21 protein-coding genes are annotated in these 21,898 nt (G+C 71.7%); 7 read left to right on the plus strand and 14 right to left on the minus strand.

All coding sequences use genetic code 11. The annotated features are described in order from the left end of the window. Positions 1-80: 80 nt before the first annotated feature. The 3 genes from BUB97_RS11230 to BUB97_RS26200 all read left to right on the plus strand — a co-directional run bounded on the left by BUB97_RS11230 (position 81) and on the right by BUB97_RS26200 (position 4,858). Positions 81-2,273, plus strand: coding sequence for a VTT domain-containing protein (locus BUB97_RS11230; protein WP_086062119.1), 2,193 nt, complete (start codon positions 81-83; stop codon positions 2,271-2,273). A gap of 9 nt (positions 2,274-2,282) precedes the next feature. Continuing rightward, complete coding sequence (locus BUB97_RS11235; protein WP_245818274.1) at positions 2,283-3,011, plus strand: endonuclease/exonuclease/phosphatase family protein; 729 nt, start codon at positions 2,283-2,285, stop codon at positions 3,009-3,011. A gap of 158 nt (positions 3,012-3,169) precedes the next feature. After that, complete coding sequence (locus BUB97_RS26200; protein ID WP_073134729.1) at positions 3,170-4,858, plus strand: SDR family oxidoreductase; 1,689 nt, start codon at positions 3,170-3,172, stop codon at positions 4,856-4,858. Between the two features lie 64 nt (positions 4,859-4,922). Here the strand turns inward: BUB97_RS26200 and BUB97_RS11245 are convergent, their stop codons facing one another. The 6 genes from BUB97_RS11245 to BUB97_RS11270 all read right to left on the minus strand — a co-directional run bounded on the left by BUB97_RS11245 (position 4,923) and on the right by BUB97_RS11270 (position 13,680). Beyond that, positions 4,923-5,264 (minus strand): NIPSNAP family protein, encoded by a 342-nt coding sequence (locus BUB97_RS11245; protein ID WP_073134730.1) that lies wholly within the window; start codon positions 5,262-5,264, stop codon positions 4,923-4,925. Positions 5,265-5,470: 206 nt separating this feature from the next. Next, a complete protein-coding gene (locus tag BUB97_RS11250; protein ID WP_073134801.1) occupies positions 5,471-6,805 on the minus strand; it encodes a nucleotide sugar dehydrogenase in 1,335 nt (444 codons plus the stop codon). 403 nt (positions 6,806-7,208) lie between these two features. Continuing rightward, positions 7,209-9,158: a polysaccharide biosynthesis protein gene (locus tag BUB97_RS11255; protein WP_073134731.1), complete on the minus strand. Its 1,950-nt coding sequence runs from the start codon at positions 9,156-9,158 to the stop codon at positions 7,209-7,211. A 10-nt stretch (positions 9,159-9,168) separates the two neighbouring features. Next, positions 9,169-11,481: a glycosyltransferase gene (locus tag BUB97_RS11260; protein WP_073134732.1), complete on the minus strand. Its 2,313-nt coding sequence runs from the start codon at positions 11,479-11,481 to the stop codon at positions 9,169-9,171. Further along, positions 11,478-12,581, minus strand: a complete 1,104-nt coding sequence (wecB, locus tag BUB97_RS11265) for a non-hydrolyzing UDP-N-acetylglucosamine 2-epimerase (RefSeq protein ID WP_073134733.1) — start codon at positions 12,579-12,581, stop codon at positions 11,478-11,480. The genes BUB97_RS11260 and wecB overlap by 4 nt, the downstream gene beginning before the upstream one ends. Next, a complete protein-coding gene (locus BUB97_RS11270; protein WP_073134734.1) occupies positions 12,571-13,680 on the minus strand; it encodes a glycosyltransferase family 4 protein in 1,110 nt (369 codons plus the stop codon). The genes wecB and BUB97_RS11270 overlap by 11 nt, the downstream gene beginning before the upstream one ends. Positions 13,681-13,862: 182 nt before the next feature. Here BUB97_RS11270 and BUB97_RS11275 point away from each other — a divergent pair, with 182 nt between their 5' ends. After that, entirely contained in the window at positions 13,863-14,198 is a 336-nt protein-coding gene (locus tag BUB97_RS11275; protein ID WP_073134735.1) for a hypothetical protein, read from the plus strand. A 25-nt stretch (positions 14,199-14,223) separates the two neighbouring features. Continuing rightward, positions 14,224-14,529, plus strand: coding sequence for a hypothetical protein (locus BUB97_RS11280; RefSeq protein WP_073134736.1), 306 nt, complete (start codon positions 14,224-14,226; stop codon positions 14,527-14,529). Here the strand turns inward: BUB97_RS11280 and BUB97_RS11285 are convergent, their stop codons facing one another. Further along, positions 14,530-15,318 (minus strand): DNA adenine methylase, encoded by a 789-nt coding sequence (locus BUB97_RS11285; protein WP_073134738.1) that lies wholly within the window; start codon positions 15,316-15,318, stop codon positions 14,530-14,532. Positions 15,319-15,463: 145 nt separating this feature from the next. Here BUB97_RS11285 and BUB97_RS25825 point away from each other — a divergent pair, with 145 nt between their 5' ends. Next, positions 15,464-15,763 carry a hypothetical protein gene (locus tag BUB97_RS25825; RefSeq protein WP_073134740.1) on the plus strand — a complete coding sequence of 100 codons (300 nt, stop codon included), beginning with the start codon at positions 15,464-15,466 and terminating at the stop codon, positions 15,761-15,763. 689 nt (positions 15,764-16,452) lie between these two features. On the opposite strand, the gene BUB97_RS11295 is transcribed toward BUB97_RS25825, so the two are convergent. Both BUB97_RS11295 and BUB97_RS11300 read right to left on the minus strand, forming a co-directional pair. Beyond that, positions 16,453-17,013: a glycoside hydrolase family 108 protein gene (locus BUB97_RS11295; protein WP_073134742.1), complete on the minus strand. Its 561-nt coding sequence runs from the start codon at positions 17,011-17,013 to the stop codon at positions 16,453-16,455. Continuing rightward, the gene (locus tag BUB97_RS11300; protein WP_073134744.1) at positions 17,010-17,297 is read right to left on the minus strand and encodes a hypothetical protein; all 288 of its coding nucleotides are present in this window, start codon (positions 17,295-17,297) and stop codon (positions 17,010-17,012) included. The genes BUB97_RS11295 and BUB97_RS11300 overlap by 4 nt, the downstream gene beginning before the upstream one ends. A gap of 127 nt (positions 17,298-17,424) precedes the next feature. Between BUB97_RS11300 and BUB97_RS25830 the strand changes: the two genes are divergently transcribed. Beyond that, positions 17,425-17,640, plus strand: a complete 216-nt coding sequence (locus BUB97_RS25830; protein WP_139281329.1) for a hypothetical protein — start codon at positions 17,425-17,427, stop codon at positions 17,638-17,640. Between the two features lie 344 nt (positions 17,641-17,984). Here BUB97_RS25830 and BUB97_RS11305 read toward each other — a convergent pair whose 3' ends face one another. The 5 genes from BUB97_RS11305 to BUB97_RS11325 are packed head-to-tail and all read right to left on the minus strand — an operon-like array spanning position 17,985 to position 21,887. Further along, positions 17,985-18,410 carry a hypothetical protein gene (locus BUB97_RS11305; protein ID WP_139281330.1) on the minus strand — a complete coding sequence of 142 codons (426 nt, stop codon included), beginning with the start codon at positions 18,408-18,410 and terminating at the stop codon, positions 17,985-17,987. A 3-nt stretch (positions 18,411-18,413) separates the two neighbouring features. After that, positions 18,414-18,869 (minus strand): hypothetical protein, encoded by a 456-nt coding sequence (locus tag BUB97_RS26205; RefSeq protein ID WP_073134749.1) that lies wholly within the window; start codon positions 18,867-18,869, stop codon positions 18,414-18,416. A gap of 47 nt (positions 18,870-18,916) precedes the next feature. Further along, entirely contained in the window at positions 18,917-19,825 is a 909-nt protein-coding gene (locus BUB97_RS11315) for a hypothetical protein (RefSeq protein ID WP_139281331.1), read from the minus strand. A gap of 47 nt (positions 19,826-19,872) precedes the next feature. Continuing rightward, on the minus strand, positions 19,873-20,145 hold the full coding sequence (locus BUB97_RS11320) for a hypothetical protein (RefSeq protein ID WP_073134758.1): 273 nt from the start codon (positions 20,143-20,145) through the stop codon (positions 19,873-19,875). A 41-nt stretch (positions 20,146-20,186) separates the two neighbouring features. Next, positions 20,187-21,887, minus strand: a complete 1,701-nt coding sequence (locus BUB97_RS11325) for a right-handed parallel beta-helix repeat-containing protein (protein WP_073134759.1) — start codon at positions 21,885-21,887, stop codon at positions 20,187-20,189. Positions 21,888-21,898: the final 11 nt, after the last annotated feature.

Consider the following 21,898-nt stretch of genomic DNA (forward strand, 5'->3'; position numbering starts at 1 on the left):
TCTCCGTGAAGTTAGCAAGAGGCAGGCCGCGCTTCGTGCAGCGGGCGAACGAAGCTGCTCCTGCTGCGTTAGCGGGAGCGATGCTGACCGAAGCGCCCCCTCGCGCGCGGCCCCGCACGGCGCCCGAGCGCCCGGCGGCCGCCCCTCCCGCCTCCCTGCTGGCCCCCGGCCGCAATGCCTGGCGCGTGGCGCATGCCCGGCGGGCGGCGGTGCTGGCCGACGGCGCCACCTATTTCGCCGCGGTGCGCGAGGCGATGCTGAACGCGCGCCAGAGCATCCATGTGCTGGGCTGGGATATCGACAGCCGCACCCGCCTCGTCGGCGAGGCGCCGCCGGAGGACGGGCTGCCGGAGGAGCTGGGCGCCTTCCTCGCCGCGCTGGTGGAGCGGCGGCCGGGCCTCTCGGTGAAGCTGCTGCTCTGGGACTATTCGGTGCTCTACGCGCTGGAGCGCGAGCCGCTGCCCGCGCTGCACCTGCGCTGGAACACGCCGGAGGCCGTGGAGCTGTGCCTCGACGACCGCACGCCCTTCGGCGCCTCCCACCACCAGAAGGTGGTGGTGGTGGACGGGAAGGTGGCCTTCTCCGGCGGGCTGGACCTGACGATCCGGCGCTGGGACCGGGGCGCGCATGATCCGCTGGACCCCGCGCGGGTGGACCCGGCGGGCAAGCCCTATCCCCCCTTCCACGACGTGCAGATGCTGGTGGACGGAGGGGCCGCGGCGGCGCTGGAGGAGTTGGTGCGCGAGCGCTGGAACCGCGCCTGCGAGGAATGCCTGGAACTGCCGGAGCCCATCGAGGCGGAGCACGATCCCTGGCCCGCCTCGGTGGAGCCTGAGTTCCGCGAGGCCCGGCTCGGCATCGCGCGCACCATGCCCCGCCAGGGGGCCGAACCCGAGGTGCGGGAGGTGGAGGCGCTCTATCTCGACATGATCGGGGCGGCGGAGCGCATCCTCTACATCGAGAACCAGTTCCTTACCTGCGGGCGGCTGGCGCGGGCCCTGATCCGGCGGATGAAGGAGCGGCCTTCGCTGGAGGCGCTGATCGTCGCGCCGAAGACGCATCACACCTGGCTGGAGCACCGCACCATGCTCGCCGGGCGCATCCGCTTCATGCGGGCCATCCGGCGCGCGGGGCTGGGGGACCGGGTGCGGCTCGTCTTCCCGCATGTGAGCAATGGAGGAGCGGATTCGGAGGTGATGGTGCATTCCAAGGTGATGGCGGTGGATGACCGCCTCCTGCGCGTCGCCTCCTCCAACCTCTGCAACCGCTCCATGGGCACGGATACGGAATGCGACCTCGTGCTGGAGGCACGGGATGCGGAGCAGGCCGCGGCCGTGGAGCGCGTGCGCGACCGGCTGATCGCGGAGCATACCGGCGTACCGCCCGCAGCCGTCTCCGCCCGCATCAAGGCCACCGGGTCCATCCTGCAGGCGGTGGACGGGCTCTCCGCCGGGGGCAAGAGCCTGCGCGACGTGGAGGATGGCGACCAGCCCGCGCGCAGCCTGTTGCCGGGCATCGAGCGCGCGGCCGATCCGCGCCGGCCGATGGAGACGGGCGAGGCGCTGGCGGACTATCTCGGCCATCCCGACCTCGCGCCGCCCTCGGGCAAGCCCTGGCCGCTGCTGGCGCGCGCCGCGCTGATGCTGGTGCCGGTGGCGCTTCTGTTCCTGCTTTGGAAGATGACGCCCATCGCCGGCTACATGACGCCGGAGGCGATGCGGAACGCGCTGACCGCCGGCGGGTCCTGGGGCCCCGCCTTCTCCGTGGGGCTGTTCCTGCTGCTGGGCTTCGTGGCCTTCCCGGTGAACGTGCTCATCCTCGGCACGGCGGCCGCCTTCGGCACCTGGCCCGGCCTGGCCTATGCGGCGGTGGGCGCCATGGTCTCGGCCGCGGCCACCTATGGGCTCGGGCGGAAGCTGGGGCCGAACCTGCTGCGCCGCGTGCTGGGGCCGCGGATCAGCCGGGTGAGCCAGGCGGTGAACCGCAACGGCATCCTGGCGGTCACCACCATCCGCCTGCTGCCGGTGGCGCCCTTCACCCTGGTGAACCTGGTGGCGGGCGCGATGCGGATCCGCTTCCTGGACTACATGATCGGCACCGCGCTGGGGCTGCTGCCCGGGATCGCGCTGCTCTCCCTCGTCGGGGAGGGGTTGTCGCGCATCCTGGAAAACCCGACGCCGCGCAATATCGGGATGCTGGTGCTCGTGCTCGCCGTCTGGGCCGGCGTCACCTGGGGCCTGCAGACCCTGTTCCGGCGCCTGCGCCGGGAGTAGCCCTCCCGCATGACGGACGCATCCTCGTTCCGGGTCATGACCTGGAACATCCATGGCGCTGTCTGCCCCTCCGGGCGGCACGACCTGCAGCGGGCCATCGACCTGATCCTGCGGCACGCGCCGGATATCGTGGCCATCCAGGAGGTGGAGGGCCGCAGCCGGCCAGGGGTACTGCCCTTCACCGCCCTGCGCGACGCGCTGGGCGGGCACGCGGTGGAGGCGCCGACGCTGCGCGCCACGGATGGCTGCTACGGCCACATGCTGGTCAGCCGCTGGCCGCTGGAGGAGGCGGCGCTCCACGACATCTCGGTGGCCGGGCGGGAGCCGCGCACCGCCATCACGGCGCGGGTGGAGACGCCTGGCGGGACGCTCCGGCTGCTGACCGCGCATCTCGGCCTGGGCTGGGGGGAGCGGCGGGCGCAGGCAGCCCGGCTGGCCGCCATCGCGCGGGCCACGGCGGACCCGCTGCTGGCGATGGGGGACTTCAACGACTGGGAGCCGCATGGCCCGGTGGACCGCGCCTTCCTGGGCACCCTCCCCTCCCGCACCCGGGCGCGCACCTTCCCCGTCCGGCGCCCGCTCTTCGCGCTGGACCGGATCTACGCCCGCCCGCGTGCTGCCCTGCTGCGGAGCTGGACGGACAAGGCGGCGCGGGAGGCCTCGGACCATCTGCCGGTGATCGCGGAGGTCGGTTTCGCGGAGGCGGAGGGGCGGGTGACACGGGCCGTGGTGGGATAGGCCGCGGGCGGGATCGGCAAGGGCCAGTCCGGGGGGCCGGTTCGGGGGAACGTTTCTGGCCTGCGGAACGTCCAGCAGGGCTCTTCCGACCCCGGGGGATGCGGCGGAACCCTGGAAGGCTTTCGCCGTTGAGACCCCGCAATGCCAGGGACCAGCTCATGCCCTCCGTCACCCTGAAACCTCTTTCCGAGCAGGTCGTCGTCATCACCGGCGCCACCTCCGGCATCGGCCTCGCCACCGCGCGGATGGCGGCGCAGCAGGGGGCGGCGGTGGTGATCGCCGCGCGCAACGAGGAGGCGCTGAACGCCCTCGCGGACGAGATCCGCTCCAAGGGCGGGCGCGCGGAGCCTGTCGTGGCCGATGTCGCCGACATGGCGCAGATGGAGGCCATCAGCGAGGCCGCCATCCGCGTCTTCGGCGGCTTCGATTCCTGGTGCAACAACGCCGCCGTCGCGATCTATGGCGAGCTGGAGGACGTGCCGCTGGAGGACCAGCGGCGGCTGTTCGACGTGAACTACTGGGGCGTCGTGCACGGCACGCTCGTCGCGGCGCGCCACCTGAAGGGCAAGGGTGGCGCCATCGTCAACACGGGCAGCGTGCTGTCCGACCGCGCGATGGCGCTGCAGGGGGCCTATTCCGCCGCGAAGTTCGCCGTGAAGGGCGTCACCGAGAGCTTCCGCACGGAATTCGACGCGGAGGGCTACCCGATCAGCCTGACGCTGGTGAAACCCGGCCCGATCGACACGCCCTATATGGAGCATGCCCGCAACCTCATGGGGACGCCGGGCACCAGGAACCCGCCCCCGAGCTACCACCCGCGCGTGGTGGCGCGCGCCATCCTCTATGCCTGCGAGACGCCGGTGCGCGACCTCGTCGTGGGGGGTGGCGGGTGGATGATTCCGGCCCTGGGCCGCCTCGCCCCGAAACTGACGGACCTGATGATGAGCAAGATCGCCAAGCCCAGCCAATCCTCCGACCAGCCCGGCCGCGAGGAGCGGCGCGACAACCTGTACGAGCCGAAGGAGGACCTGGCCGAGACCTCGTCCCTCTCCGGCCCGCCGCCGCGCCGCACCTCCTTCCTGCTGGAAGCACAGATGAACCCGCTCGGCCCGGCCGGGCTCATGCTCGGGGCGGCGGCGCTGCTCGCGGGGGCTGCGGTCGGCATGTACACCATGCGCCGGCCGAAGCCGCTGCCGCAGCGCCTTTCCGACCGCGCCTGGCGGCTCGGGCGCTCCCTGGCGGACGAGGCGCGGCACGGCATCGGCTCGCTGGGGCATGAGGCCGGGCGGATCGCGCATCGGGCACGCGGCTATGCGGACCATGCCGAGCGCGAGGCGCGGCCCCTCCTGCGCCGTGCGCGGAAGGAGAGCGAGCGCTTCGCCGACCGCGCGCGCCGCTACGCCTCCTCCTTCTACGACGACGCGCGCGAGCGCGGCGAAGATCTGTACGAAGGCGCGCGGGACCGCGGCCGTTCCCTCTACCGGGATGCGCGCGGGCGGGGCGAGGATGCCTATGAGGATGTGCGCGACCAGGGCTGGGGCCTGTTCAAGCGCGCCCGCGCCGACGGCCGCGAGGCCTATGAGGATACGCGGGACCGCGGCTGGAGCCTGTTCGGGCATGCCCGTGACCGCGGCGAGGACGCGTATGAGGATGCGCGCGACCGGGGCTGGCACCTGTTCAAGCGCGCCCGCGCCGATGGGCATGAAGCCTATGAGGATGCGCGGGACCGCGGCTGGAGCCTGTTCGGCCGTGCGCGGCATGAGGCGGAGAAGCGCGGCCGACATGCGGTGCATGAGGGCGAGAGCCTGCTCGACCGCGTCAACGCCTTCCTGAAGTCGCGCCTCTAGGCCCAGCGCGGCGCGCCGGAACGGCTTGGTGGAAGGGCCGGGGACATCCCCCGGCCCTTTCCCGTTACTTCTGCTGCTGCGCTTCGAGATGCGCCCGGTAGAAGGGCGCCGGCGCGACGATGCGGTTCTCCATCTCCTGCAGCACGCCGAGCTCGGCGGCCTTGGCGAGATAGGCCTGGAAGGCGGGGTCGGCCGCCATCGCGGCGCGGCGCTGCTCGCGGTCCGCCTGGCTGTCATAGGCCCAGAGATGGACGACGCGGTTCAGCGGGCCTTCCACCGTGGTGTACCAGCCGAGGCAGCGGCCGAGATACTTCTTCTGAAGCTCCCAGGCCATCGTCTCATAGAGCTTCACGAACTCGGCCATGCGGTTGGGCTGGCAGGTGTAGATCCGCAGGTCCACGATCATCGGCGTCTCCTTGGTCGGCGACGGACCATCGGCGGGCTGATGCACCCGCCCCGGTGCGACGGAACTGCTCTTATCCGTCGCAGGGGCTGCCCGTGAAGAGCACGGGGGAAGAGCACGGGGGAAGAGCACGGGGGAAGAGCACGGGGCGGTGTCGTCTTGGCCCAGGCGCCCGCGGCGACACGGCGCTGAAGCGGCCAGCGCTACCCTCAGGCCGTCACCACCACCCCGGGCCCCTCGCCTCGCAACGCGCCGCGCGTATCCACCACCAGCCGCGCCGCGCGCCGCACCAGCGTCAGGTCCATCCCGGGCTGCGGCGTCACCAGCACCACCGCGTCCTGCGTGGCCAGCACCTCCTCGTCCAGCAACACGCTCTCCAGCTCCGGCGAGGCCCCATGCAGCCGCCGCGTGGCCGGGAAGCGCGGCACCAGCGGGTCATGATAGGAGAGCACCGCCCCGCGCTCCTCAAGCAGCCGGAAGATCTCCACCGCCGGGCTCTCCCGCGTATCCGGCACGCCCGGCTTGTAGGCGAGGCCGAGCAGCAGCACCCGCGCGCCCCGCAGCGTCACGCCCCGGTCGTCCAGCGCATCCCGTAGCCGCGCGACGGCATAGGCCGGCATCGCGTCGTTCACCCGCCCGGCCAGCTCCACGAAATCGCTCGGCACGCCCAGTTCCCGTGCCTTCCAGGCGAGGTAGTAGGGATCGACCGGAATGCAGTGCCCGCCCAGCCCCGGCCCGGGGCGGAAGGGCATGAAGCCGAAGGGCTTGGTGGCGGCCGCGTCGATCACCTCATGCACGTCCAGATGCATGGCATGGGCGATGCGCTTCAGCTCGTTCACCAGCCCGATGTTCACGGCGCGGAAGACGTTCTCGTAGCACTTCGCCAGCTCCGCCACCGCCAGCGAGGAAACCGGCACCAGCCCGCCCGCCACGGGGGCATAGAGCGCCTGCCCCACCGTCAGACAGGCCGGCGTCGCACCGCCCACCAGCTTCGGCACCCGGGCCACCGTGCCCTCCGGATTGCCGGGGTCCTCGCGCTCCGGCGAATAGATGGCGAAGGCGTCCACCCCCACGCGCAGCCCGGCCCGCGCCAGCACGGGCAGCACCAGCTCCTCCGTCGTGCCGGGATAGGTCGTGCTCTCCAGCGCAATCGCCTGGCCCGGCCGCAGATGCGGCGCCAGCGCCGCCAGCGTCTCGCGCACGGCCGAGAGGTCCGGCTCCTTATGCGGCCCGATCGGCGTGGGAACGCAGATCACCAGCACATCGCAATCCGCCGCCGCCTCGGCCGAGGCATGGGCGCGCATCCCGCTCTCCGCCACGCGGCGGTCGCCAATCCCATGCACCGGGCTCCGCCCGGCCCCGATCGCCTCCACCTTCGCGGCATCGATGTCGAAGCCCTCGACCCGAAAGCCCATCTCGGCGAAGCGCAGCGCGAGCGGCAGCCCGGCATAACCGAGCCCCACCACCCCGATCCGCGCATGCCGCAACGCCAGCCTCGCGATCAGCCCGTCGCGCCAGGTGGCGGGACCATCCGAGCCGTCCATCGCGTCAGGCCGCGCCAAGCCGCGGGCAAAGGGCAGGCATGTCGCTCTCCTTTTCGTGAGCGACAAGGAAGCCCATACGAAACGGGGTCGCAAGAGCCTTGTGCCAGCGCGGTAGAGGTTCTGGGCTGATCAGAGCTTCCTGTTGGAGGGCTCCCCCCCCCACCCGCCAAGGGCCTGAGGCCCTTGGAACCCCTTCTGACTGCCGTGGATACCCTTGATCGAGGGGATCTCTGGTTGAGAGTGCCCTTCCTGCCGTTGCGGTCGCCTCGGGTCGATGACCCGAGGCGCACCGTCAGCCGGACAACTCCAACCTGAAGAAAAAGAAGAAGGCGAGGGGGCCGGGGAGAGGAAGAATTCCTTCTTCCTCTCCCCGGGACAAACCAACAGCCCAGAACCGACGAAATCAGGCCCGCCCGGCCACCGGCGTGTTCGGCGCGTGCTCGAATTCCGGCACCAGCCGCGCCAGCCCGGCGAGGGCGAGCCGCGCCTGTCCGCTGCGCGCGGCGGAGGATACCTCGTCGATCGCGCGCCCGACCAGCGCGGCATCGGCCGTGCGGGGCGTCGCCACCAGCAGGCCGTGGAAGCCGGTCGGCCGCGGCGGTTCCTGGCCGTGGAACAGTTCCTCGAACAGCTTCTCGCCCGGCCGCAGGCCGGTGAAGCGGATTTCCACATCCACCTCCGGCTGGAGTCCCGCCAGCCGGATCATCCGGCGCGCGAGATCCACGATCTTCACCGGCTTGCCCATGTCCAGAACGAAGATCCCGCCCTCGCGCAGCTCCCTCGGCTGGTCCTCCCGGTCCTCGGCGCCGATCACGCTGGCCTGCAGCACCAGCCCCACCGCCTCGCGCACCGTCATGAAGTAGCGGCGCATGTCCGGGTGGGTCACCGTCAGCGGCCCCCCGCGCTCCAACTGGCGCCGGAACAGCGGCACGACGGAGCCGGTGGAGCCGAGCACGTTGCCGAAGCGCACGGTCACGCAGCGCATGCCGCCGCCGCGCGCGGCGCGCGCGTCCTCGCCCTCCTGCCGCGCCTGCATGTCCAGGGCCTGGCAATACATCTCGGCCAGCCGCTTGGAGGCACCCATGACGCTGGTCGGGTTCACCGCCTTGTCGGTGGAGATGAAGACCATCGCCCGGCAGCCATTCGCCCGCGCCGCATCCGCGATCAGCCGGGTGCCGAGCGCATTCGTCAGCAGCCCCTCCAGCGGATCGTTCTCCACCATCGGCACATGCTTCAGCGCGGCCGCGTGGAAGACCAGCTCCGGCCGGATCTCCTCCATCAGCCGCCGCAGCCGCGCCTCGTCCCGCACATCCGCCAGGACCGGGCGCCGCGCCACGCCCGGATGGCTTTCCGACAGCTCCAGGTCGATCTCATAGAGCGCGAACTCGCCATGATCGAGCAGCGTCAGCGTGGAAGGACCCAGCGCCGCGATCTGGCGTGACAGCTCGCTGCCGATCGTCCCGCCCGCGCCCGTCACCAGCACGCGCCGGCCCTGGATCAGCCGCGCCATGCCTTCGCGGTCGAGCGGCACCTGCGGCCGGTCCAGCAGCTCCTCGATCGAGACGGGGCGCAGGTCCATCCGGCGCACCGCCTGCGGGCGCGCGGCGGCGGGGTCCAGCGCCGTGGGCCGTGGCGCGCGGCGCACCGGCACGCCATGGCGGTCCGCCGCGTCCAGCAGCGATTCCAGCGCGGCACCGGACAGCGCGGGGTCGGCCAGCACCAGCAGCGCCGGGAGCCGTCCCTCCGCGCGCAGCGCATCCAGCACCGCGCCCGCCTCCTCCACCGCGCCCAGGATGGGCACGCCGAGGATCCGCCGCCCCCGCTGCCGCGCGCGCGGCGCGAGGATGCCCTCCACCCGGTAGCCCGGGGCGCGCTGCGCGATGAGGGCGCGGATGAACAGATCCGCCGCATCGCCGCCGCCGGCCAGCAGCACGGGCTGGGCCGGCACGTCCGAAACCGGCCCCACCCGATGCGCGGAGCGCAGGCGCCCCAGCAGGCGCGCCCCGCCGGTCAGCGCGGCCATCACCCCGGCATGCAGCAGCGGAAAAGCCCCATTGGGCGGCCGCCAGGCGCCGGTAGCGAGCAGGCCCAGCCAGAACAGCCCCGCCGCCAGGGCGGTGGCCCCCACCACCGGCAGCAGGTCGGGCAGCCCGACATAGCGCCAGTATTGCCGGGGCAGCCGCAGGGGCAGCGCCGCCGCCGCAAAGGCCAGCAGGGAGCCCGCGAGCCCGCCGACCCACCACCCCAGGGGCGGCCACTGACCCGGTGCGGCCAGCCAAAGCGCCGCCGGCAGGGCCAGCGCCGCCAGCGCGAGGTCCAGGCCAAGATTCAGGAGAATGCGCTGTGGCGCCATGGCGCCCCCCTTAGCGGCCCTCGGCCGGCTGCGCCACTCCCGCGGGTTGCGGCGCAGCCATGGCCTGCAGCAGGCGCCATTCCGGCGGCACCGGATCGGGCGCCCGCCGGTCTGCCAGGCGCAGCCCCGCCTCCACCAGCGGCACGTCGGAGGCGATGGGCGGCAGCGCCGGCGCCTCCGCCACCGCCGCCGCGTCGCGCGCGAGCAGGGCGGCGACCGAAGCCGGCAGCCCCCGGCCGCCGGAGAGACCGGCCTCCGAGAGCAGCCGCGGCGCGCCCGTCTCCGGCGCGCCTCTCTCCGGCGCAGCCGGAATGGCCCGGCCCGTCAGCTCGGAGAGAACGGGTTCAGGCGGCTTCGGCACGGGCCTGGGGGTGTCAGGCGGCGGGGAAGGCGCCTCGGAGGCCTCCCGCATCCCGGCCAGAAGGGAGAAGACGGGCTCGGCCGGGGCGGCCGGCCGCGGCACGGGGGGCGCACCAGCCCGCAGCGCCTGCACCATGGACCCCAGCGCCGCCGATGGCGTGGGCGCGCTTGCCATCGGCAGCACACCCGGCACCGCCTCCGGCATGGGCCCGAGCACCTGGGAAGGCGGCGGCAATTCGCCGGGCAGCAGGACCGGCGACGGCCCGGGCGCCGGCTCGGCCTCCTGGCGCGCGAGCAGCGCGGCGAGCACGGGCGGAACTTCCTGCGCCGCGCCCAGCGCCGCATCCAGCAGCAGCCGCGGCGCGGCCTCTCCCGTCAGTCCGGCTGGCTCGGGCGAAGGGGAATGAGGCCGCGCCCCGCGGATCGCCGCGGACAGGTGGGCGAAGGCGTCCGCTGCGCTGGGAGCCGGAGCCTGCATGGGAGCGGGACGGGGCGCCGGGATCACTGGCGGCGCGACGCGCTCCGCCGGACGAGCCGCCACCGGCGCTGGGACGGGCGCTGGAGCTGGCGCTGGGACTGGCTCGGGCGCCTGGGCGGGCATGGGCTGCACCGGCGCCGGCGGTGTGGGCGAAAGCTGGACCGGCGCGGAATGGACCGGCTCCGGCACCGAGGGGCCGGGCGCGGCGGACGGCTCAGGCACCGCCTCGGCGGCTGGCTGGCCCGGGGCAGCGGCCATGGGCGCCACGTCGCGCGGCCGCTCGGCCTGGGGCAGCGGTGCCAGTTCCTGATACAGCCGGATCAGCCGCTCGGCTTCGCCCGCCCAGCCGAAGCGGCCCAGCGCGGCGGCACGGCCGGCGGCGCCCATCTCGGCCCGCAGATGCGGGTCGGCCAGGGCGCGCACCGCCTCGGCCACGGTGTCCGGGTCGGCGGTGTCCACCAGCACGCCGCAGCCGGTGTCCCGCACCACCGCCGCGACCTCCTCGGCGAAGTCCGGCACGATGATGGGCAGGCCGGCCAGCATGCAGTCGAACAGCTTGTGCGGCAGCGCCAGCCGGTGGTTCTCGACGCCGGGCTGGAACAGCACCAGGCCGATATCCGCCTCGGCCGCCCGCTGCACCGCCGCCTCGTGCGGCAACCAGCCATGGCGCTCCACGGCGCCCGCCAGCCCCAGCCGCTTCGCCTCGGAGAGGAAGTCGGTCTCCGACGCATCGGTGAAGCGCCCGATCAGTGAAAGCCGCGTGCCCTCCGGGCAGCGCGCCAGGGCGCGCAGCATCTCGAAGGCCCCGCGCTCGCGCGTCAGCGCGCCGAGATGCGTCAGCGTCACCGGCCCATGGCGATGCGCGCGCGGCTCCACCGGCACCGCCGCCGCATAGTTGCGGACCGGCACCACCTCCGCCTCGGGGAAGGCATCCTCCAGCCCGTCCTTCGCCACCACCACCGCATCGGCCCGCGCCGCCATCCACCGGCAAGCCGCGCGCACGGCCTTGCGGCCCAGGCCACGGAACAGGCCCGGCAACCTGGCATCCAGCCGCGAGGGATAGTGCTCGTGCACGTCGAGCACGACGGCCGCGCCGGTCTGCCGCGCGGCCAGGATGGCAGCGTACCAACTGTCAGGCTCATGCGCGTGGATCACGTCCGGCTTCAGCCGCGCCGCGCGCTTCGCCAACGCCCGCGCCGCGCGCAGGCGGCCGATCCAGCCGCTCGGCCGGGGATAGGTGACGATCTCGACGCCCGCCTGGCTCTGCGGCACGTCGCGCGCGCCCCGCAGCGGCGCGGGGGCGAGATGCGTCACGCGCCAGCCCGCCTCGGCCAGCGCCGCGCCTTCCTTGCCGACGATGCGAAGATCGGTCGGCGGATGCGCGGCCGAGAGCATCAGCACCAGCGGCGCCTCGCGCGCCGCGGTCCGCTTCAGCGCGGCCGACTTCGCCGAGGGCTCCGGCCCTCCCCTCCGCGCGCCGCTCATGCCGCGACCTCCCGATGCGCGGCGCCGAGCCGCTCCGCCAGATGCGCCACCATGCGCGCGCCCGCCTGCCCGTCCCATAGCGGGATCGGCCGCGCGCGCGGCCATTCGCCCGCCAGCACCGCGCCCACCGCCTCCGCCAGCCGCGCGGGCGGCACGAGCCGGTTCGTGCCCGCCTCCAGCGTCACGGGCCGCTCCGTCGAAGGACGCAGCGTGAGGCAGGGAAGATCGAGCGCCCAGGCCTCTTCCTGCACGCCACCACTGTCGGTTGCGACAAGGCGCGCACTTGCAATCAAGCCAAGGAAATCAAGGTATCCGAGCGGCTGAAGGGGCATGACGCCTTCTGGCACGGTAAGGCCGAATTCCGAAAGGCGTTGGGCCGTGCGCGGATGAACCGGCCAGGCGAGCGGCAGCTTCCGTGTCGCCGACGCAACGGCCTGGAGCAACGCGCGCAGCGCATCCGGGCTGTCCACATTCGCGGGCCGGTGCAGCGTCAGCACGCCATAGCCGCCGGGGATGAGTCTCGCCGGCAGGGCCCGCGCGCGCGCCGCGGGCAGGGCACGGCGCAGGCTGTCGATCATCGCATTCCCGACGGCCCGCACGGCCCGCGGATCATGCCCCTCCGCCAGCAGCCGCGCCGCCGCCGCCTCGTCCGGCGCCCAGAGCAGCGTGCTCACCGCATCCACCGCGCGGCGGTTGATCTCCTCCGGCATGTCGAGGTCGCCGCAGCGCAGCCCGGCCTCGAGATGCGCGACGGGAATGCCGAGCTTGCGCGCGGCCAGCGTCGCCGCCAGCGTGCCGTCCACGTCGCCGGCCACCACCACCATCGCCGGCCGGCGCATGGCCCACAGCTCGGCGCAGGCCATCATCGTGCGCCCGGTCAGCGCCGCATGTCCCCCGCCCGAGATGCCGAGCGACACATCCGGCGGCGCGAGGCCGAGATCGGCCAGGTGCCCGCCGAACATCGCCGTGTCATGATGCTGGCCGGTATGCACGAGAACCGGCGCGCAGATGGCCGGCGCCTCGGCCAGCGCGTGCAGCAGCGCGGCCAGCTTCGGCAGGTTCGGCCGCGCCGCGGCGATGAGGTGCAGTTCAGGAAGCAAGCGCACCTGCCCCGGCCGCGCGGCGCCGCATCGCGGAAGCCTGCGCAGCCTCCAGCACGTCGCAGAAGCGCGACGCATGCAGCCGCCGGTCCCAGAGCCGCACCGCGCGTTCCCGCGCCGCCCGGCCCATCGCATCGCGGCGGGCCGGCCCCGCGACGAGCGCCGCCAGGGCTCCGGCCAGGCCCTGCGCATCGCCCGGCACCACGGCGATGCCGCAGGCCTCCCCCGCCGCGCCGGCCTCGATCAGCCGCGCGGCGCGCCCCGGCGCGTTCGTCACCACCGCCAACCCGGCGGCAAGGTAGTCCATTAGCTTGTTCGGCGCGGTCCATTCCGCGAAAGCCGGGATGGGCGCGAGGAGATGCAGCCCGATCCCCGCGCCCGAAAGCAGCCCGGCCAGCCGCGTCTTCGGCAACGGGTCGAGGAAGGTGACGTTCCGCAGCGCCCGGCGGTTCGCCTCCTCCATCAGCCGCGCGCGCTCGCCGCCCTCGCCCACCAGCACCAGCCGCACTCGACGCTCCCCACCGTTGCGAAGGGCCGTCGCGGCCTCGATCGCGGCATCCAGCCCGTTCGCCCGCCCATGCGCGCCGGCATAGACGGCCAGCACCTCCCAGGAGGCCGCCTCGGGCGGCCGCCAGGGGGCGACATGCGGCCCGAACAGGTCCAGGTCGCAGCCATTGGGCACCACATGCACCCGCGCCGGATCGGCGCCGCGCGCGACCGCCGTCTCCGCCATCCCCTCCGTCAACCCGATCACGGCCTCGGCCCGGCGGCAGGCGGCATTCGCCAGCGCCTCCATCCCGGCCAGCACCGGCCCCGGCACCCCGCCGCCCAGATGCGCCTCGGACAGGGCGCGCGGCAGCTCCGGCCAGGGATCCCGGATCTCGAAGACGAAGGGAACGCCGCGCAGCCGCCGCGCCGCCAAGGCCGGCAGCGCGACCGTCAGCGGGGTGGAGGAGGCGAGCAGCAGGTCGAAGCCGCCGCCCAGCCCCAGCCGCGCCGCCTGCCAGGCGAAGCGCAGGAAGGCGCCCGAGCGCGCGCCGAGGCCCTGCGCGTTGCCGCAGGGGCTATACGACTGTGCCCGCTTCGCCGTTGAAATCACATCCTGTTATCCCGCCGCCACCGCCGATATACCCGGCCATCTACCCGGTTAGCGCGCTGGCTTCATCATGGCTGACCTGGGCGGCTTCACAACCCTCCGGATCGACAATCAAACTGGAACACAAAGGGAACGCCACCTATATTAGGCAACCCTCACTCGCCACACCCACAGAGGACCCGACCATGGCCAAGCAGCCCCAGCGCCCGTCCGTCCAGCAGGAGGTCGCGCAGCGCATCACCCGCCTGATGCAGAAGAACCCCACCCCCGGCCGCATGACGATCGAGGTCGAGAACATCATCGCCGGCCTGCGGGAGCAGGGCGACGAGGAGCAGGTCCGCGGCTGGCTGGAGGAGATGCGGGACGGCTTCGCCGAGGCGGCCGAGCAGGCGGCCGAGGCGATCGATGAGGTGGAGGTCACGAAGAAGGCCGAGCGCCGGATGGCCGAGAATGCCGCCGCCTGCATGGCCGCGATCCGTGACGCCTTCGGCCGGGCGCTGGCGGAGCCGGTGGCGGCCTGACTTCCTTCACGACCGACCGCTGCCGATGCCCGCCAACGCCCTGGCGGCCGATGACCTTGGGTGGCCCCGCGACCACCTGAGCGCAGCCGGGCTCGCCTACCGGGCAGCCCGCGGCGAGGGCCAGGACCAGCTCACATGCCTGGCCAGGGCCGAGGCTGCCTATCTAGCGGCGGGTGGTGACGTGCGGGACGCGAGCGCCGCCGTGCTGGCCATGCTCCGCTACCTGGGATGGGCGCACGGGGAGTGGCTCTTCGGCCCGGCCCAGGATTGGATGGACCGCCACCGCGCCGAGGTGCCAGCCCATCCTGGCCCATTCGAGCCGCCCCCGTGATCAGGCGGGGGCGCTGATCAGCAGTTCCCCCCGCTTGCCTCCGCCGCCGTGCTTTGCGCCCACCGTGTAGGTGACGGGCAGCTCCTCGAAGGAGAAGCCCGAGAAGGTCTCCCGCACCTCCGGCGTGTCGTTCAGCGACAGCAGGAAGCGTCCCTTCAGCCCGCCCAGGATCTCCGCCAGGCGGGCGAAGTCCTCCCGGCTGAACATGCCCGCCCCATAGTCGCCCTCGCACCCGAAGTATGGCGGGTCGAGATAGAACAGGGTGCCCGGCCGGTCGTACCGCGCCAGGAAGGCGGCATAGGGCAGGCACTCGATCACCACGCCGGCCAGGCGCTCATGGATGGCCTCCAGCTGCGGCCCCAGCTTGTTCACGTCGAAGCGCGCCGAGGTGCGTGGATCCACGCCGAAGCTGCGGCCTGCCACCTTGCCGCCGAAGGTGAGGCGCTGGAGGTAGAGGAACCGGGCAGCCCGCTCCAGATCGGTCAGGGTGTCCGCATTGGCCGCGTTGAGCCGATCCCATTCGGCCCGGCTGGTGATCTGCCAACGCAGGGTGTCCATCAGCTGGACGTAGTGCCGCTGGAGGATGCGGAAGAGGTTGGCGACGTCGCGGGAGAAGTCGTTGACGACCTCCACCGGCGCGGGGCTCTGGCGGCGCAGGAAGATGCCGCCCATGCCCACGAAGGGCTCCGCATAGGTGCGGTGGGGAATGGCCTCGATCCGGGCGATCACCCGGCGCGCGAGGTTGCGCTTCCCGCCGAGGTAAGGGGCGGGGGTTGGGCTTGTCAGCATTGGTGATGACAACTCTACTGGCCCCGCCTCCGGCCGGAGGTAGCGGGGCGGTTCATCCGTGCATGGCTTAACCCCATGCGGCTCGGGCTGGTGCAAACAGCCTGGGCCCCCGCGCCGCTCCGGCGGCACGGCGGAACGCTCAAGAATGAGGAATGAAGTGAAGTATTTCGCGAACTTCCAGCACATGGCCGCAAGAGATGCGCGCCCGCGGGATGAGGGCGACACCATGCCGGTCGCCTTCACGGAGCAGCAGTTTGGCCTGCTCCCGTCCGTTGGCGACTATGTAAGTATTCAGAATGCAGAAACTGGCGCCAGCTTCTCGGGGAAAGTGCAGAGCAGGCTGTTCAGCTATATCCAACCCCAAGGAAACAGTGACGCTCACTGCCTCATCAATATTGTCGTTGCGGATACCGACGACGATTGGGGGCTGCTGATCAAGGAGTAATCAGGGCAGCCCCGTCTCGCACAGCTCCCGCTCCGCGGCCCGGCGCTGCGGCATCCACAGCGAGTGCAGGGCTCCTGACGATGCACGCCGACGGCCAGAAGCCCGTGTGGCCTGTGCCCCGCACCGAGCTTGCTGGGCCCATAGTAGGACGGTACAAGCCCGTCATGGCGGATAACGAACCGGTGATCACGGCAGGCGACCAAGAGATTGCAGCCCTGGTGGATCAGCTCGTCATTGTCGCGGAGATGGTCCGGGAGGCTGCTACTACCTCCCCCTCGTTCCGCAAGTGCCCCCGGCTAGGTGGACGGATCGGGAGATAGTAGGCCCAGCCTACGTTCGGCTGATCCACGCCCAGCAACGCCGCCAGGTCCGTATAGAGCAGCAGACGGGCGATGGCGCAGGCCAGAGCGTCTTTCTGCTCCAGGGCCGGATAGACGCGTCCGCATAATCTCATAGCCGCGAAAGGGGAGCCGTGGCTGCGTCGTACAGGGGAGCGGCCCCAGGGGGACGGACTTGCGGAACCCGCCTCCGGGTTCACCACGGGCGTGCGGTGCAGCAACGAACACGATGCCGCCGGGTTGCACCAGATGCACCGAGGGGCCGGGCGGGGCGCTCCTCCGCCCCGCCCGGCCTGACCTTCTTCCCGAAGTAAGGAGCAGCGGGATCCGGCTCCGGCAAGCGTGCCAGGGTCAGGCCGCGGTCACCACCCGATTGACCTGCCACCCCCAGGCGAAGTCCTCCTGGGCGGGATTGGCCTCGGTGATCTCGACGTAGCGGACGGACTGCTGCGCCGTGGCCATGGCCAGCAGCACCCGGAGCGCCAGCTCCTTCCCCCGCCGCTGGATGAGCGAGTTCAGCGCGGCCCGGGTCATGGCGCCGCAGATCCCATCCACCACCAGGTCGCCATAGAGGCTGCCCCGGCCGTTGAGGTGGTTCAGTGCCCGTTGCAGGAAGCGCCCCGCCACGGCGGCCCCCATGTTCACCCCGATGTCGAGCAGCTTCTCGGCCAGCTCCGGCGCGACCTCATCGATCCGGTCGAAGCCCGGCTGGGTCCAGTAGAACAGGCGGTAGATCTCCACCGCCGTGTCGCGCGGCATGGCGCGCATGGGGCCGCTGTAGCCGGCCGCGCGGGCCCGGGCGATGGTGATGCCCCACATGGTCTCCCCGCCCTTGTCGGAGGGGTGGTTGGAGTAGCCGCCCTCGCGGCCGAGCACGCCGTCGATCAGCGTGGCGAAGCGAGAGGCGCTCACCGGAACATCCCCCGCACCGTCTGGCTCAGCTGCGCGTCCTTGGCCGCGCTGCCGGCGCTGGAGCCAAAATAGTAGGCCACCACATTGCCGGCCCAGCCCACCGCGGCGCCGACGAAGCCGGCCACCATGACGGCCTTCTCGGTGGGCATGTCCACCAGCACGATCAGGCCGACCCCGCAGGCGGCGAGGGACAGGGCGGCGAGGCCCACCAGCAGCTGGGCAGGGTTCATCCGTCCCGCGGGCGCATGCGGCTCCGCGGGCGGCAGCTCGGGGCTGTCACTCATCGTCTTCTCCAAATTGTCAGAGGTACCCCGGATGACCGCCCGGGCTGCGGGTGCGAAAACTTCGGACAGGTTAGTGATCAGCGGCGGGCGGCACGGCACTCAGCCTCTCCGGCCGAGGAGGCGTGGAATGGCTGACGACATTCCCCCAGGCAGCGCCCGGGTGCTCTCGATTTACCCAATCCTTGATCCGGGGAAGGGCAGGAAGGTCATGCTGGTCCGCTACGAGACCTTCATGGGGCGCTTCTATGCTCTCGTGGACCCCACCGCGCCCCAAGCGGAGGAGATCCGCAATGCCGCGAAGGAGAAGGCCGTGCTGCCGATGCACCTCCTCAGTGACGGCTGACCGCCGGGCGGCGGCATGGTAAGTAGATGCCCGGAGGTCACAGCTGATGAGGGCAACGATTTACGCGGGCATTGCTATCGCTATCTCGCTGGCATGCCTTATGCTGCTGCTTCGGGCGGTGCTCCGTTAGGATGCGGGCAGGTCCCCCACCACACAGCCGCCGCAGCAGTTCTCATGGTGCCCGGCCGCCCGGCCAGGCGTCGGACGCTATTTGGGCAAGGAGGGATCACTCAGTGTTTGAGAAGTTCTTCATTGCGACGGGTGTCATCCTCTTCGTCGTCAGCTTGGCCCTGGTAGTCTATGCGGGTGGGCGCTCCTAGCGGCGGGAGCTGCGTCCGCGCGGACTATGCCTTCGGAAGCCGCGGCTCGGGCAGCGGCTCGAAGTCCTGCACGGACATGATCCGCGCCTTGACCAGCAGGTCCCGAGCGTTGTTGGCGGCGTGGTTCGCCTCGCGCCAGAACACGTACTGCTCGTAGAGGCAGCCGCGCAGCTTGCTCACCAGCTCCTCGGTGGCCTTCAGCCGCGCCTCAAGCGCGATCCTGTCCACCTTCAGCCCCTCAATCTCACCCGCCTGGCGCTCGAAGAGCTCGCGCTGATCCTCGCGAAGGGACTTCGCGATGTCCTCATTGATCTTGGCCTGCCGCTCCTCCCGGCCACGCACCCAGACCCAGAGCATGATGCCCATGAACAGGATGACGGCGGCGGTCGGGCCGATCGCGGCGATGGTGGCGGGCGAGAACACCGCCCCGGCCGCTTGCACAGGGTCCACGGACTACCCCCCCGCCCGGCGGGGACGCCGATACTCGTCCTCCCAGAGCACATGGAACGCGACATAGAGGTTGGCCACGGCGCAAGCCGCGTAGATGGCTGCCGTGGGCGTGAAGGGCGCCGCGATCCAGGCGGCGGCCGACATGGCGCCCCAGAGGCCGGAGAGCCAGCCGGCGCAGATCCATCGAGGCCATTTCAGGTAGGGCACGCCACGGTCGCTCGCGATGGCGGCACCGCATTGGAAGGCACCGCCACCGATGCCGGCCCACTTCCAGAAGTCCTCCGGCCGCACCTCGGAGAGGACCACGATGGAGCCGAAGGCCGGGCCGTCGCGCCAGTCCACCCAGAGCAGGAGGAAGAAGACGGCGGTGAAGAAGCCAAAGATGACCTCGAACACCCACGGCTCCCGCTCGAAGAGGAAACGGAAAGTGCGGTAGGCGCGCCGGATGGGGGTGGGCATCTTCTAGGCCTCCCCTGTTTGCCGCAGCGCGGCGCGGAAGCGGGGGTTCATGCCGCGAACGCCTGCAGCTGGGCGTCTGGCAGCCTCGCGGCGTAGTAGTCGAGCCGGGGCATTTCCAAGAAGGTCGGGAACGAGGAATGCCCCGCGACGCTGACCCGGTTGAGCCCGGCGGCGGGAACCATCCCACCGAAGTTCAGCGGGGCCGACCCGGCAACGCGCAGAACCGCGCTCACCTCGTCCCAGGCCAGTGCGAAGTTCAGGGGGTGGCCGGCCGGGCTGGCAACAGCCCCGGCGGATTGGCTGGCCGCGCCCCCCACCGCCCCCTGCGCGACCAGCGTCCCCGCACTGTTTACGCGCCACCAGAAGCCATTCGCGATGTTGCCGTTGGCCGAGACCAGCACCGGCGCCTGATAGGCGTCGAGGAATGGAAAGGTGACCGTCCCCAGCAGGGTCCCGCGCTGGCCGTTCGCCGGGGCGAAGGTCGCCACATCGCTGGCGCGGGTGACGGCGCTGCCGCCGGTGGTGATCCAGGAGGTGGGGAACGCTCCGGCCTCCAGCTGCGCCAGGCGCACGTCTCCCGTGACGGTCAGTGTCAGGCTGCCCGCCGTGGGCGTGAAGGTCCGCGAGACACGGTTGTTGGCCCCGGTGCCGGCGAGTGTCCCCGTCGAAGCCCCCGACAGCGTGACGCTGCCCGTGCCCTCGAAGGTCAGGGTATAGGCCTGCGCCGTGACGGTGACGGACTGCGTGGCCGGCGCCACGGAGTTCAGCAGGAGATTGGCGCGGAGGTTCTCCCACAGAAGCGCTCGACCCGGGCCCGTAAACCTCGGCCGGTCGATGGCGTATGCCTCCCAGCCCGCCCCCGATGCCGGCCGCGCATTGCCCACCGTGGTGCGGCTGAATGCTCCAGCGAAGGCGGCTGGACCGACGATGCGGATTGCGTCGCCAGTGTCGAACATGCCGCGCAGCGCCGGCCGCAGGACCGGCCGGAGAACCGGCCACAAGGTCACGAGCCGAAGACCTTGAAGGCGACAGGGCCGGCGCCGGTCAGCACCAGGCGAAACTCGCTCGTGCCGCGGTATCCCGCCTCGCCTTGCATGGAGCCGGCGGCGGTCAGGGTGGCGCCGGTATCCACGCCGTTGCCGGTGTCGCCGGCGGCCCGCTCGTGGAGCGCCAGGGTGCCGGTGCCGCCATCGCGCCAGATGCGGAAGGGGCCGGTCGGCGCGAACCAGTCAGAGGTGGGGCTGGCAGCCGTCAGGCTGCCCTCCGGGATGGCCATGCCATGCTCCTGCGATGTGGGTGGTGGTGAAGGGCCTGGCGTCAGCCCACGACGTGCAGCGTGCCGTCGCCCGTCTTGTAGAGGTTGCCGGGCACCAGGCCGCCCGCCTGGGCCGCGGCGTCATCGGGGTAGGTGGCGATGCCGGGCAGTCGCACGCCACGGTTGTCCACGATGAACTGCGCCGTGCCGGCGATGGCGAACCCGATCAGGTTCGTGCCCCAGTAGATGCCGTGATTGTCGTTGCCGCGCCGCCCCAGCGCCACATTGGTGGGCGAGCCATCGGCCAGGTTGATGCCGTGGGAGTAGTCGCGGCGCCGGGTGGCCTGGTTGACGCGCACCTCGTACTGGCCGCTGCCGCCAAGCAGGAACTGCGGGACTGTGCCGCCGATCAGCTCATTGTCCACCATGGTGGTGTTGATGCCCTGATCCACGCCCAGGCCGCGCCAGCCGGTCGCCCGATTGTTGATGAGGCGGTTGTTCTGGGACTTGATCGTGGCATCGTCCTGGGCATTGGAGACGGCATAGGCATAGCCCGAGGTGGGGTAGTTGGCCGCGACGGTGGGGTGGATGCCCGTGCTGTTGTTATGGACCACGATGCAGTCCTGCGCGCCCTGGAGCACCACGATATAGGGAGACATCACCGCGACCGGCGTCGCCCCATCCGCCAGGAAGGCGCCGGCCTCGATCGAGAGGTTGTCCTGGACGGTGATGTTGCGGCCCTGGTCCACCCGCGCCAGGACGTGGCACTTCTTGCCCGTGTTGTTCCGCACCGAGCCGCCATAGGCGGAGGCCACGATATAGTCGATCGTGACCATCCGGACGCAGCCCTCGCCGTAGTTGTCCGAGATGTTGAAGCCCAGCACGCCGCGCTTCATGGCGGCGCCATGGAAGCAGTGCAGGAAGTCGTTGTTGCGGACCACGTAGTTGCCCCCGACCACGCCGTCATCCGAAGCGGAGGCGTAGAAGCCGACATCGCGGCAGCCCTTGAAGGTGTTCCCCTCCACCCTGGCCTTGCGGACGCCCCCGATGAACAGCCCGCCATCGCCACCGGCGCTCTGCCAATGCGCCCCGGCATCGAAGACCACGTCCTTGACGATGCAGCGGCGGATCCCCGCCCAGGTCGCCCCGTTCAGGTCCTTGAAGTCGCCGCGGATGGAGAGGCCGTCACAGGTGGAGGAGGCCCCCGGGTTCGGCGAGGGGAACTCGGCCATGAAGGGCATGGAGGTGGAGCCCTTCTGCTGCGCCTGGTCGAACACCCCACCGGTCCAGGAGAAGTCGATCCCCTTCGCCGGCAGGCCGGCGCCGTTCGGCGGAACGGTGAAGCGGATCATGTCGTTGTCGAGCCCAGGCGCATTGGTGAAGAACCGCGCCCCGGAGCCGCAGCGGATACGGGTGGACTTGGTGAGCACGACATTGACCCCGCCGCTGTCCGGCCCGGCGCTGGCGATGAGGTAGTCCCCATCCGGCAGCCAGATATCCCCGCCCCGGGACAGCAGGGTGGTGAGCCAGGCGGTGCAGTCGGTGCCGTCGAAGGGGGTCTTGAGGATGTCGAATGGCGAGATCGGCGCCTCGGTCAGCTTGCCGCCGACGGTCCGCAGCAGGGCTCCCGTGAAGGACTGGTGCATGACCGCGGTAGACGGCGCCGTGCCCGGCTGCAAGGCCGACATGGCGCGCTGGCCGGCGGGGGTCTCGGCAATGGCAACGTCGATGCCCTTGGTGCCAAAGGCGAGCGATCCGGACATGTGCTTCCTCG

The sequence above is a fragment of the Muricoccus roseus genome, assembly GCF_900141905.1.
In the GTDB taxonomy this organism is placed as follows: Bacteria; Pseudomonadota; Alphaproteobacteria; order Acetobacterales; family Acetobacteraceae; genus Roseomonas; species Roseomonas rosea.

Coding starts and splice junctions, on each gene's coding strand:
- BUB97_RS11235 (WP_245818274.1), top strand. CDS start 2,283: ATGACGGACGCATCCTCGTTCCGGGTCATGACCTGGAACATCCATGGC.
- BUB97_RS26205 (WP_073134749.1), bottom strand. CDS start 18,869: ATGCCCACCCCCATCCGGCGCGCCTACCGCACTTTCCGTTTCCTCTTC.
- BUB97_RS11250 (WP_073134801.1), bottom strand. CDS start 6,805: ATGGACGGCTCGGATGGTCCCGCCACCTGGCGCGACGGGCTGATCGCG.
- BUB97_RS11320 (WP_073134758.1), bottom strand. CDS start 20,145: ATGGCCATCCCGGAGGGCAGCCTGACGGCTGCCAGCCCCACCTCTGAC.
- BUB97_RS11285 (WP_073134738.1), bottom strand. CDS start 15,318: ATGCTGACAAGCCCAACCCCCGCCCCTTACCTCGGCGGGAAGCGCAAC.
- BUB97_RS11245 (WP_073134730.1), bottom strand. CDS start 5,264: ATGATCGTGGACCTGCGGATCTACACCTGCCAGCCCAACCGCATGGCC.
- BUB97_RS25825 (WP_073134740.1), top strand. CDS start 15,464: ATGAGGAATGAAGTGAAGTATTTCGCGAACTTCCAGCACATGGCCGCA.
- BUB97_RS11230 (WP_086062119.1), top strand. CDS start 81: ATGCTGACCGAAGCGCCCCCTCGCGCGCGGCCCCGCACGGCGCCCGAG.
- BUB97_RS11315 (WP_139281331.1), bottom strand. CDS start 19,825: ATGTTCGACACTGGCGACGCAATCCGCATCGTCGGTCCAGCCGCCTTC.
- BUB97_RS11280 (WP_073134736.1), top strand. CDS start 14,224: ATGCCCGCCAACGCCCTGGCGGCCGATGACCTTGGGTGGCCCCGCGAC.
- BUB97_RS11300 (WP_073134744.1), bottom strand. CDS start 17,297: ATGAGTGACAGCCCCGAGCTGCCGCCCGCGGAGCCGCATGCGCCCGCG.
- BUB97_RS11275 (WP_073134735.1), top strand. CDS start 13,863: ATGGCCAAGCAGCCCCAGCGCCCGTCCGTCCAGCAGGAGGTCGCGCAG.
- BUB97_RS11260 (WP_073134732.1), bottom strand. CDS start 11,481: ATGAGCGGCGCGCGGAGGGGAGGGCCGGAGCCCTCGGCGAAGTCGGCC.
- BUB97_RS11325 (WP_073134759.1), bottom strand. CDS start 21,887: ATGTCCGGATCGCTCGCCTTTGGCACCAAGGGCATCGACGTTGCCATT.
- BUB97_RS11255 (WP_073134731.1), bottom strand. CDS start 9,158: ATGGCGCCACAGCGCATTCTCCTGAATCTTGGCCTGGACCTCGCGCTG.
- BUB97_RS26200 (WP_073134729.1), top strand. CDS start 3,170: ATGCCCTCCGTCACCCTGAAACCTCTTTCCGAGCAGGTCGTCGTCATC.
- BUB97_RS25830 (WP_139281329.1), top strand. CDS start 17,425: ATGGCTGACGACATTCCCCCAGGCAGCGCCCGGGTGCTCTCGATTTAC.